Annotated in this window: 12 protein-coding genes; 11 read left to right on the top strand and 1 reads right to left on the bottom strand. The window is 39.8% G+C overall.

Annotated elements, in window-relative coordinates; translation table 11 throughout:
- Nucleotides 1–298 precede the first annotated feature (298 nt).
- The 11 genes from ML462_RS03515 to ML462_RS03465 all read left to right on the top strand — a co-directional run bounded on the left by ML462_RS03515 (nucleotide 299) and on the right by ML462_RS03465 (nucleotide 11,236).
- Nucleotides 299–961 (top strand): 50S ribosomal protein L25/general stress protein Ctc, encoded by a 663-nt coding sequence (locus tag ML462_RS03515; protein WP_240712342.1) that lies wholly within the window; start codon nucleotides 299–301, stop codon nucleotides 959–961.
- A gap of 147 nt (nucleotides 962–1,108) precedes the next feature.
- A complete protein-coding gene (gene pth, locus ML462_RS03510) occupies nucleotides 1,109–1,735 on the top strand; it encodes an aminoacyl-tRNA hydrolase (RefSeq protein WP_240712341.1) in 627 nt (208 codons plus the stop codon).
- Between the two features lie 6 nt (nucleotides 1,736–1,741).
- Nucleotides 1,742–2,677: a bifunctional riboflavin kinase/FAD synthetase gene (locus ML462_RS03505; RefSeq protein ID WP_240712340.1), complete on the top strand. Its 936-nt coding sequence runs from the start codon at nucleotides 1,742–1,744 to the stop codon at nucleotides 2,675–2,677.
- A complete protein-coding gene (locus ML462_RS03500; protein WP_240712339.1) occupies nucleotides 2,670–3,989 on the top strand; it encodes an HTTM domain-containing protein in 1,320 nt (439 codons plus the stop codon). The genes ML462_RS03505 and ML462_RS03500 overlap by 8 nt, the downstream gene beginning before the upstream one ends.
- 71 nt (nucleotides 3,990–4,060) lie before the next feature.
- The gene (serS, locus tag ML462_RS03495; protein WP_240712338.1) at nucleotides 4,061–5,332 is read left to right on the top strand and encodes a serine--tRNA ligase; all 1,272 of its coding nucleotides are present in this window, start codon (nucleotides 4,061–4,063) and stop codon (nucleotides 5,330–5,332) included.
- A gap of 45 nt (nucleotides 5,333–5,377) precedes the next feature.
- A complete protein-coding gene (locus tag ML462_RS03490) occupies nucleotides 5,378–7,162 on the top strand; it encodes a tetratricopeptide repeat protein (protein WP_240712337.1) in 1,785 nt (594 codons plus the stop codon).
- Nucleotides 7,163–7,184: 22 nt separating this feature from the next.
- Nucleotides 7,185–7,493: a DUF4286 family protein gene (locus ML462_RS03485; RefSeq protein ID WP_240712336.1), complete on the top strand. Its 309-nt coding sequence runs from the start codon at nucleotides 7,185–7,187 to the stop codon at nucleotides 7,491–7,493.
- Nucleotides 7,494–7,562: 69 nt separating this feature from the next.
- Nucleotides 7,563–8,396, top strand: coding sequence for a 16S rRNA (adenine(1518)-N(6)/adenine(1519)-N(6))-dimethyltransferase RsmA (gene rsmA, locus ML462_RS03480; protein ID WP_240712335.1), 834 nt, complete (start codon nucleotides 7,563–7,565; stop codon nucleotides 8,394–8,396).
- On the top strand, nucleotides 8,377–9,726 hold the full coding sequence (mgtE, locus tag ML462_RS03475) for a magnesium transporter (protein ID WP_240712334.1): 1,350 nt from the start codon (nucleotides 8,377–8,379) through the stop codon (nucleotides 9,724–9,726). Before rsmA ends, mgtE begins: the two co-directional genes overlap by 20 nt.
- A 119-nt stretch (nucleotides 9,727–9,845) precedes the next feature.
- Nucleotides 9,846–10,826: a 2-hydroxyacid dehydrogenase gene (locus ML462_RS03470; RefSeq protein WP_240712333.1), complete on the top strand. Its 981-nt coding sequence runs from the start codon at nucleotides 9,846–9,848 to the stop codon at nucleotides 10,824–10,826.
- 5 nt (nucleotides 10,827–10,831) lie between these two features.
- A complete protein-coding gene (locus ML462_RS03465; RefSeq protein ID WP_240712332.1) occupies nucleotides 10,832–11,236 on the top strand; it encodes a VOC family protein in 405 nt (134 codons plus the stop codon).
- Between the two features lie 123 nt (nucleotides 11,237–11,359).
- Here ML462_RS03465 and ML462_RS03460 read toward each other — a convergent pair whose 3' ends face one another.
- Nucleotides 11,360–12,013: an SDR family oxidoreductase gene (locus ML462_RS03460; protein WP_240712331.1), complete on the bottom strand. Its 654-nt coding sequence runs from the start codon at nucleotides 12,011–12,013 to the stop codon at nucleotides 11,360–11,362.
- Nucleotides 12,014–12,091 lie beyond the last annotated feature (78 nt).

Raw genomic sequence — 12,091 nt, 5'->3', positions numbered from 1 at the left:
ATCCTTCAATTTACTCAAATTAGATGGCTTTGAATTATAAGGCTTTGTGAAAAAAAGAGAAGTTAGTATTGAGATATTAGAAATCTTTCAGGAATTTGAAAGTAATTTTATATTCTCAAAACCATATTTAAAGTCTAAGGTCTAAAACCTCCTATCTCAGATCTATCAGAACTTTTTCAGCTACAGGGTTTTATAGATAAAGAAAAAGACTTACTTTTGCAGCCACAAATTTTTAAACAAATGAAGGCGGTTCACGAAGAACTTGACAACATTTGTTCAATTAAATTAAGATTTACAAATGAAATCAATTACGATCAACGGATCTAAAAGAGAAAGCGTAGGTAAGAAGGCAACGAAAGCTCTACGTAATGCTGGACAGGTTCCTTGCGTATTGTACGGGGTAGAAGGTGATCCACTACACTTTGCAGCAGAGGAAATTGCATTCCAGAACTTAGTGTATACTCCAGACGTACACACTGTGAAAATTAAATTGAAGAGTGGAGAGTCTTACGACGCAATCCTTCAGGACATCCAGTTCCACCCGGTAACTGATGCGATCCTGCACATGGATTTCTACCAGATATTCGATGACAAACCAATTACTATGGAAATCCCAATTCACACTGAAGGTGTGGCCAGAGGGGTGAAGAACGGTGGTGTACTTCGTTACAACCTTCGTCGTCTTAAGGTAAGAGGTTTACCAGGTGATCTTCCAGATTACATCGTAGCTAATGTGACTAAACTAAAAATTGGTCAGAAGCTTTATGTAACTGGTGTAGATAGCAAAGATTATGTGATCCAGCATCCAGATAACACTGTAATTTGTCAGGTAAGAACTTCTCGTAACCTAGTTGAACTAGAAGACGATGAAGATGATGAAGATGAAGTAGCAGCAGATGAAGTACCAGCTACTGAAACTGATGATGTTGCAGCAGTAAAAGAGGGAGAAGATAAAGAGTAACCTTCTTTAAGTAACTTTAAAAAGCATTCCTTTCGGTATTCCCGATTTCGGAATGCTTTTTTATTTGAACAGATTTTAAAATTCAGTTTTGTCTTTTCTGATTTAAAAGTATCTGATTAATTTTATCTTTACCAAAATACAAATTGGATGCTTTCATTCTTCGGAAGGATTTTAGGAAAAACAAAGACTGCGGAGAAAACAGATCCCATGAAGAAATTTTTGATCGTTGGCCTGGGAAATATCGGCCCAAAATATGAAAATACCAGGCATAATATAGGATTTAAGATCCTTGATGAACTTGCCAGGGAAAAAGATTTGACTTTTGAAACTCAAAAGCTGGGAGACGTAGCTAGTTTTAGGTTTAAGGGAAGAACCTTTATATTGCTAAAACCAAGCACTTACATGAATCTAAGCGGGAAAGCCGTGAATTACTGGATGCAGAAAGAGAAGATCTCCCTGGAAAATTTACTTGTAGTGACCGATGATCTTAATCTTCCCTTTGGTACCTTGAGATTGAAAACCAAAGGCAGCGATGGTGGGCACAATGGGCTTAAAGATATTCAGTCTCAACTGAATACCACAAAATATAACCGGTTTAGATTCGGAATTAGTGATGAATTCTCAAAGGGTAATCAGGTGAATTATGTTTTAGGGGAATGGGATGAACACGAAGAAAGCAAGCTGCCTGAGCGATTGAAGAAATCTGCTGAGCTGATACAATCTTTCGGTACTGCTGGAGTTTCCAATACTATGAATACTTTTAACGGAAAATAGGAAAATTTGAAAGAGCATAAGGGAGCAAACTCATTCATAAGCGAACGTCAAACCGTAGTTACCATTGGTACTTTTGATGGAGTTCATGCAGGCCACAGGAAAATCATAGAACGCCTCGTGAATTCTGCAAATGCGAACAACCTGGACTCGGTAGTACTTACTTTTTTTCCTCATCCAAGGATGGTGCTTCAGAAAGAAAGCGGAATTCAGCTTATCAATACCATTGAAGAACGAAAAAACCTTTTAGAGGATACCGGAATAGATCACCTGGTAGTTCATCCTTTTACACATCAATTTTCAAGGCTCACTGCTCTTGAATTTGTACGTGATATCCTGGTGAATAAACTGAAGGCCAAAAAGATTATTATTGGTTATGATCACAGGTTTGGGCGTAACAGAACTGCAGATATTAATGACTTGAAGCAATTCGGGCTGGATTTTGGATTTGAGGTGGAAGAAATTACCCAGCAGGACGTGGAGCAGGTTGCTGTAAGTTCTACTAAAATAAGGAATGCCTTATTAGATGGTCGTGTGGAACGGGCTAATTTATACCTGGAAAAGCCATTCACTCTAAGGGGAACTATTGTTAGAGGACGGGGTATTGGAAAAGACCTTGGTTTTCCAACTGCTAATCTTGAAATTGAAGAAGATTATAAACTTATTCCTAAAAATGGGGTCTATGTGGTGAGAACTAAAATAGACGGCGAGAGAATTTACGGAATGATGAATATCGGTACGAACCCTACGGTGGGAGGAAAAGAAAAGACCATCGAAGCCAATTTCTTCCAGCTTGATAAAGATCTCTATGGAAAGCAGCTAAATATCGAAATGCTGGTTAGAATAAGGGACGAAAAGAAATTTAGTTCCGTAGAAGATCTTAAGACCGCCATGAAACAGGATAGGGCATTTTCAAAGCAATACATCAAGGATAATTATGCTTAACCGGTGGCTTTTTAAACAGGTCGATAATTCAGCACTCGTGGTTTTTAGGGTGCTTTTCGGTTTGTTGATTGCTATCGAAGCTTTTGGAGCTATATTCACGGGATGGGTGAGAAGAACCCTGATAGAGCCTAACTTCACCTTCAACTTTATAGGATTTGAATTTCTTCAGCCACTTCCTGGAAACGGAATGATCTGGTATTACGCCATCATGGGAGTTTTTGGCATCTTTGTAATGCTAGGTTTTAAGTACAGGCTTTCCATCCTCATGTATACGATCATGTGGTCTGGAGTCTACCTGATGCAGAAGTCATCTTATAATAATCATTATTATCTCCTGATGCTTCTGTGTTTTATCATGTGCTTCCTTCCTGCACATAAGTGGTTTTCCCTGGATGCCAGGATAAAACCATCCATAAGCAGGATTTCCATGCCCAGGTGGGTTTGGGTGGGGATTGTTCTTCAGTTGTGGATCGTATATACCTATGCTTCGGTGGCAAAGATCTACCCCGACTGGCTTGATGGTAGTTTTCCGGCGCTTTTGATGAAATCTAAGCGGGATTACTGGCTGGTTGGTGAATTCCTTCAGCAGGGCTGGATACGTTATGCTATTGCTTATTTTGGGATATTGTTCGATTTACTTATCATTCCTTTACTACTGTGGAAAAAGACCCGTGTTCCTGCATTTATAGCGGCTATTTTCTTTCATCTATTCAATAGTTTTATTTTTCATATAGGTATCTTCCCATATATGTCCCTGGCCTTCTGTATTTTCTTTTTTCCAACCACCTGGGTGAACAGGTTCTTTTTGAGGAATAAAAAGGAGCACTATGACAACGGTGAAATAATAATTCCGTCGTACAGAAACTTTTTAGTAGGTGCTATGTCTGTATGGTTTATTATTCAGGTCTGTTTGCCATTAAGGCACTGGTTCTTTCAGGATAATGTGCTTTGGACCGAAGAAGGACATAGACTAAGCTGGCGTATGATGTTAAGAGGAAAAAGCGGTCGAGTTGCTTTCAAGGTTGTGGAGAAAGGAACTACAGATACCATTTTCGTGGATAAAAAGGATTACCTCTCGAGGAAGCAAATGCGTGCTATTACCTCTAAACCAGATATGATCTGGCAATTTGCCCAGCGACTGGAAGAGGAATATGCAGAGAAAGGAAAGAAGATAGAGGTGTATACCGAAGGTAAGATAAGTGTTAACGGTGGCCCGTACCGTCAGTTAATAGATCCAAAAGTAGACCTTGCTGCAGAGGAATGGCAACATTTTAAACACCACGACTGGATTCTTCCTTCAAATTCCCAGTAAATTTCTTCCCTGCTTTTGTTACATTTGCTGCTTAGAAAAAAGTAGAACGGCAAATTAAATAATACGGCCTTATGTTACAGGTATCAAAGATTGCAGAGCATAAAGAAGAATACATCAAAGCCCTTAAAAAAAGGAATTTTGATGCTTCAGATATTTTCGAACAGGTTTTAACCCTGGATGAGACCAGAAGGTCTACCCAGGCGAAACTTGATGATACACTTGCCAGTTCCAATAAAATGTCCAAGGAGATTGGACTTATGTTTAAGAACGGTGAGCATCAAAAGGCCAATATGCTTAAGGAAAAGACGGGTCGTTTAAAAGAAGAATCTAAAGAACTTTCTGAAAAACTAACCGCTACCATTGCCGATCTTCAGAATTTGCTATATATCATTCCAAATATCCCGCATGATTCTGTTCCGGCAGGAATGAGCGAAGATGACAACGAGGAGGTGTTTAAAGAAGGAGACGTGCCGGTGCTGGCTGAAGGTTCTCTTCCGCACTGGGAACTTGCCAAGAAGTATGATATCATAGATTTTGAATTAGGGAATAAAGTAACCGGAGCAGGATTTCCGGTTTATAAAGGAAAAGGAGCAAGGCTTCAACGGGCATTGATCACCTGGTTTCTGGATAAAGCCATCGAAGCCGGTTATACTGAATATCAATTACCCCTGCTCGTAAACGAAGTTTCCGGTTTTGGAACCGGTCAGTTGCCAGACAAGGAAGGTCAGATGTACCATGTGACTGAAGATGACCTTTACCTAATCCCTACGGCTGAGGTTCCAATGACCAATATGTTCCGTGATAACCTGATGACTGAAAAAGACTTTCCTGTGAAATGTACCGGTTATACACCATGTTTCAGGAGAGAAGCTGGTTCCTACGGGGCTCACGTTCGAGGTTTGAACAGGTTGCACCAGTTTGATAAAGTTGAGATCGTAAGACTGGAAACTCCAGAAAATTCTTATGCTGCTCTTGATAATATGGTAGGCCATATCAAAGGTTTGTTGAAGGAATTAAAATTGCCATACAGGATCTTGAGATTATGTGGAGGAGACTTAGGATTTACCGCAGCACTTACCTATGATTTTGAAGTTTTCTCTACTGCGCAGGATCGCTGGCTGGAAATAAGTTCTGTTTCTAACTTTGAAAATTTCCAGGCAAACAGGTTAAAGCTGAGATATAAGAACAAAGAGAATAAAAAAGAGCTTGTACATACCCTTAATGGAAGTGCTTTGGCCTTGCCAAGAGTTCTTGCCGGTATTCTGGAAAATTACCAGACCGAGGATGGAATAAAAATACCTGATGTCCTCGTTCCTTACTGTGGATTTGACAAAATAGATTAATCTCACTAACATATTTAAAAACAGCGCAAATGTTTATATTTACATATGCGCTGTTTTCTATTTATAGCTTTATGGTTTATAGCCGGTTGCGGGCTTTATGCTCAATCTGAACAACTGGCCAAGAATTTTTTTGATCAGGGCGAATATGAAAAAGCCCTAAAGGTTTATGAGCGACTTTATCAGGAGAACCCAACGAATCCTGTAATATTTAACGGGCTTGTTTCCTCACATCAGCAGCTGGAGGAGTTTGAGAAAGCCGAAATGCTTCTGGTGGAAAGGCTCAATAAAACTGCAAATAATCCGGCCATTCTCATTGAGCTGGGTCATAATTTTGAACTTCAGGAAGATCAGGAGAAAGCAGAGCGCTTCTATGAGGAAGCCTTACAATCTATCGAGGGTAGACCTAATTATGCCTATTCCATCGCCAGGGGCTTTGAACAATACAATCTTCTGGATTATGCCGCCAGGTCTTACGAAAGGGCCATGGAGATGAATTCAGACCGTAATTTTAATCTTCAACTAGCCCGTATATATGGGGAGCAGGGTAAGATCGAAGAGATGTTCAGTAATTATCTGGATCTTATTGAAGATGACATGAAGTTCTATGGACTTGCCAATAGGGAATTCAACAGGTATATCACAGAAGATGCTGAATCTGAGCCCAATATTATCCTTAGAAAACTTTTACTGAAAAAATTACAGGAAAATCCTATCCTCCTGTATAACGAAATGCTTAGCTGGCTTTTTATTCAGCAAAAGGATTTCAGCAAAGCATTTGCTCAGGAACGAGCCATCTATAAAAGAGGTGAAAATAACCTGCAGGGAATATTGAACCTGGCATTTGTCGCTAAGGAAGCCAAGGATTATGAATCGGCTAAGGAGATCATTTCCTATGCGATCGGGGAATCACCTTCTCCCATTTTCAACCTTCAGGCCAGGCATTTTTTAGTCAAACTTGAACTTGAAATGGCTAATCCTGAAGATTACGAAACTCTGGAAAATGAATTTAAAGCTCTTATCGCTGAATATCCTCAGACCGAAGGAACTATTAATCTGAAGATAGATTATGCTAATTTCCTCGCTTTTCAATTGGATCGAAAAGATCAGGCCATAGACCTTCTGAAGAATACTTCGGAAATTGTGAATTCAGATTTTGAAACTGCACGTATAAAAATGGCACTAGCCGATATCCTGGTGGTTCAGGAAAAATTCAATGAAGCCCTGATCTATTATTCACAGGTACAGAATTTAGTGAAGAATGATGTGATGGCACAGAATGCCCGGTTTAAGGTGGCTAAAACGAGTTATTACAAAGGTGATTTCGAATGGGCAAAAACCCAGCTGGATATTTTAAAATCCTCTACTTCTCAATTGATAGCCAACGATGCTATGGAGTTAAGTCTTTTGATTAGTGACAATTCCCTGGAAGATTCAACGCAAACAGCCTTAAAGAAATATGCCCATGCCGATCTGCTTTCTTTTCAGAAAAGAAACCCGGAAGCTATTGAGGCCTTAGATTCCATACTTGTGTATCATAAAGGTGAAAAGATTGAGGATGAGGCTCTTTTGAGTCAGGCGAAACTGTACGAAGAGCAAAAGAATTTCAAAAAAGCCGAACATAACTACCTGGAGATCATCAATTCTTTTGGGGATGATATCCTGGCCGATAATGCGCATTATTTCCTTGCAGAGCTTTATGCCAACGAACTTCAGGATCTGGAAAAGGCAAAGGGCTTTTACGAGCAAATTATCTTTAACTTTGCAGATAGTATCTATTTTGTTGAAGCCAGGAAAAAATACCGGATGCTTCGCGGGGATACCATAGAGTAATTCCGAAAATTAAAACTTTGTAATGATCATATACAACGTCACCATAAACGTTCAGGAAGATATTCATGATGAATGGATAAAATGGATGAAAGAAGAGCATATTCCCGAAATGCTGGACACAAAGAAATTTCAGAAAGCATTGATGACTAAAGTTATGGTACAGGAGCCCATGGGTGGGATCACTTATTCTGTACAGTATACTACCGAGAGCAAAGAAATGCTAGAAAGTTATTATTCTGAAAACGCTAACGAGATGCGCTCCAGATCTAAAGCTTTTGAAGGTAAGTTCGTAGCTTTCAGAACAGAGCTGGAAGTGATCACTGAACAGTAGTTTCAGAAAAACTTTAGCGGTTCCTAAGTGAGACTTTTTATAGTCTCTAACAGTACCTAATATTTTCCTATGAAAAAGTACAAGCCTTCCCATAATAAACAATCCATGCAGGATAAAAGTGATGTAAGAGCCAAAAAACATCTGGGGCAACATTTCCTTACCGATGAAAATATTGCTTCCAAGATCGCTGATACTTTGAGTTATGAAGGTTACGAGAAAGTACTGGAAATTGGACCGGGAATGGGTGTTCTTACCAAATATCTTCTGGATAAAAAGGCAGAGATACATGTGATCGAGATCGATACCGAAAGTGTGGAATATTTAGAGAATAATTATCTCCATTTACGAGGTAGGATCCATGAAAAGGATTTTTTAAAGCATGATCTAAGTAAGATCTTTAAAGATGAGCAGTTCGCCATTATTGGTAATTTCCCCTACAATATTTCCACCCAGATCGTTTTCAAGGTGCTTGAAATGAGGGATCAAATTCCGGAATTTTCAGGTATGTTCCAGAAAGAAGTGGCTAAAAGAATATGTGAGAAAGAGGGTAATAAAACTTATGGGATCTTAAGTGTATTAACCCAGGCTTTTTATGAGGCGCAGTATCTCTTTTCCGTACCGCCTTCGGTTTTTAATCCTCCTCCAAAGGTAGATAGTGGAGTGCTGAGGTTAAAAAGGAAAGAGAATTTTAGCCTTGACTGTGATGAAAAGTTATTTTTTCGTGTGGTAAAAACTGCCTTTAACCAACGCAGAAAAACTCTCCGCAATAGTTTAAAAAGTCTTAATCTACCCGATAATTTAAGGGAAGATGCTATATTTGGCCTTCGGCCGGAACAACTCAGTTTCCAGCAGTTTATTGAACTGACCCAAAAAATTGAGCCGTATGCAATTTCAGCTAAGTGATGAATTAATAGACAAGATCAGGTACCTCATTGAAGAAAAGAAAGATGAGGAGATCCTTCTGCACCTTGAAGAGGTGCACCATGCCGATATTGCTGAAATTCTTACTGAACTTGATGTTGAGGAAGCAACTTATATTGTTAGGCTTCTCAATAGTGAGCAAACTGCCGAGGCTCTTATGGAGCTGGAGGAAGACCGAAGAGAACGTATCCTGGAAGGTCTTTCTCCAAAGGAGATCGCAGATGAGCTTAACGAGATGGATACCGATGATGCCGCCGATATCATCTCTGAACTTTCCCTTGAGCTACAGCAGGATGTAATTTCTGAAATGAGCGATGAGCAACACGCCGATGATATCGTTGAGCTGCTTCGTTATGATGAAAATTCTGCCGGTGGTTTGATGGCAAAGGAGCTGGTGAAGGTAAGTGAGAACTGGAGCGTTACCGGTTGCATGGCTGAAATGCGTAAACAGGCTGAAAATGTTACTCGTGTTCACTCCATTTATGTGGTAGATGATAAGAATAAGCTTAAAGGGCGACTTTCCTTAAAGGACTTGCTTACAGCATCCAGTGATGCGAATATCAGTGATATTTATATTCCAAGTGTAGATTACGTTAATGTACATACCGAGGGTGAGGAAGTGGCCCGTATCATGCAAAAATATGACCTGGAAGCCATTCCTGTGGTAGACGAAATGGGACGCCTGGTAGGCCGAATTACCATCGATGATATTGTGGATTTCATTAAGGAAGAAGCGGAAAAAGATTACCAGATGGCCGCAGGTATCTCGGAAGATGTAGAGGCCGATGATAGTATCTGGCGACTTACCCGAGCCCGATTACCCTGGTTGATTCTGGGACTTTTTGGAGGTCTGGGCGCAGTATACGTAATGAAAGGTTTTGAAGAAGCCCTGGCGAATTATGTTGAATTGTTCTTTTTTACTCCTCTAATTGCGGCGATGGCAGGTAATGTTGGAGTTCAATCCAGCGCGATCATCGTGCAAGGTCTGGCGAACGATAATCTGAGAGGAAGTCTTTTTAACCGACTTTTAAAAGAGATAGGTCTTACCCTAATCAACGGATTAGTATTAGGTGTACTGGTAATTTTGTTCGGTCTTATCGCAGGGCAACCTCAAATTGTAAGTTTTACCATCGCACTTGCCTTAATGGTTGTAATTATTATTGCTGCCTTAATTGGAACCTTCGTACCTATTATTCTTGATAAGCAGGGAATCGACCCAGCTATTGCCACAGGTCCTTTTATTACTACCAGTAATGATATTTTCGGGATCTTTGTATTCTTTTATCTCGCTAAAACCATCCTGGGTTTTTAGAAAGATCCCTCTATTTTTTCGGGGACCCGTATCATTCTTTATCTTTGTAGGCTCGTTTTTCTAAATGAATTGAGAGACGGAATTAACTATTTTTATATTAATCTGAAAAAGAGAGAAAAATGATTATTCTTCATGCCGATACCAATCATCCAAGTCTGATGAAAAAACTGGAAGAGGCAGGACACCATAATATTGAAGGTTACGAACAATCAAGAGAAGAAACCCTGCAAAATCAGCATTTATATGATGGCATCGTGATTCGAAGCCGCTATAAGATAGACCGTGAGTTTATTGATGCTGCCCCAAATTTAAAATTTATCGCCCGTGTTGGCGCAGGTCTGGAAAGCATAGATGTTGAATATGCCGAAGCACATGGTATTAAACTATTTTCTGCTCCTGAGGGAAATATGAACGCGGTAGGAGAACATGCTTTAGGAATGCTGTTATCCCTTTTCAACCGACTCAACAAGGCAGATAGGGAAGTGCGTGAAGGTTTATGGCATCGTGAAGAAAACCGTGGTGTGGAACTGGACGGGAAAACCGTTGGGATCATAGGTTATGGTAATATGGGAAAGGCATTTGCCAAAAAACTAAGGGGTTTTGAGGTAGACACTATTTTCTATGATATTAAAGGTGGGATTGGTGATGATAATGCCCGCCAGGTAGATTATGATGAATTCTTTGAAAAGGCAGATGTGGTAAGTCTGCATACCCCACTAACCGAGCGAACCAACCAGATGGTAAACAAGCAATTTATAAGTAAATTCAAAAAGCCGTTTTGGTTCATCAATACAGCCAGGGGAAAAAGCGTAGTTACTGCAGACCTGGTAGAAGCTTTAAAGGAAGAGAAAGTACTTGGTGCAGGATTGGATGTGCTGGAATATGAAAAATCATCTTTTGAAAGTCTTTTCGGCAATAAAAAGAACGTTTCTATAAGTGCTGCAGATCCTATTCCGGAAGCATTAAGGGAATTGATGTTCATGCCTCACACCTTATTGAGTCCGCATGTAGCTGGATGGACAAAAGAATCTCACGAAGGCCTGGCCACAGTGATCGCAGATAAGATCATTGCTGAATTTGGTGAGGGCGATAAAAAATAAAGATCATGAAAAAACGGGTTACAGGTTTAGGCGGATTTTTCTTCAAAGCACAAGATCCTGATAATGTAAAAAGATGGTACAATGAACATCTTGGTTTGAATACAGATCAATATGGCTGTACCTTTTGGTGGAAGGATAAAGAAGGAAATGACTGCTCTACTCAATGGAGCCCGATGAGTGAGGATACCGATTATTATAAACCTTCAGAAAAGCAATTCATGATGAACTTCAGGGTAGAAAATCTTGAAGAATTACTGAAAACCTTAAAAGAAGAAGGAGTACAGGTTGTGGGAGAAATGGAAACCTATGATTATGGAAAATTCGGCTGGATCATGGATCCTGAAGGTAATAAGATCGAACTTTGGGAACCGGTAGACAAGGTTTTTCTAGATCAAAAGGAAGAAAAATAATTGGTGTCAAGCTGAACTTGTTTCAGGATCTTATAATTAGATGTTGAATCAAGTTCAGCTTGACAACCGGAAACAAAAAAGCCAGGCAAAATGCCTGGCTTTTTTAATTTGTTCTGGCTTAATTTATCCAAGTCCGCTGATTTCTATAAGGGCAGACTTAATCGACTCTTCACCTTCAATAGCTTCAAAAGTCACATTTTTAACTAGTGGATCTGCCAGTGACATTACCAGGATAAAGGCAACATCATCCCTGGAGATCTCTCCTCTTTCGTTCAATGAACCTTTAGCTACTTTTACTTTGGCCAGCCCCAGGTCATCGGTTAAGGCACCAGGACGAACTATTGTATAGTTTAGTCCGCTTTCCATAAGATATTCGTCTGCCTCTTTTTTAGCTTCCAGGTAATGCTTAAGATCTTCATTTTTAGAAGGGTCATCTGCACCCATGGAACTTAGCATCACAAATTTCTTGACTTTGGCTTTTTTAGCGGCATCAATTAATTTCTTGGCACCTTCTCTATCTACCGCATCGGTTTTGTCTTTTCCGGTGCTGCTTCCAGATCCTGCTGCGAAGATCACTTTGTCGATCCCTTTCATGGTATGGCTTACATCACCTTCCAGGTCTCCAATTATAGCTTCAACCTCCATATCTTCAAATTGCTGTCTTTGCTCTTCTTTTCTGATTAAAGCCAGAGGATTAAAGCTTTCTGAATTGTTCAGGATCTCAATAACTCTTTTTCCTGTGTGTCCGGTAGCCCCGGCGATCAATATATTTTCCATAGTATTTATTCTAATTTTCAACTTTTAACAAGATAAGGAGGAATGCAAAGATTGCCCAGAATGAACCGAGTAATAACA

It is taken from the genome of Christiangramia lutea, from assembly GCF_022489035.1.
Taxonomy (GTDB): Bacteria; Bacteroidota; Bacteroidia; order Flavobacteriales; family Flavobacteriaceae; genus Christiangramia; species Christiangramia lutea.
This window is presented reverse-complemented; position numbering and strand designations above follow the sequence as displayed.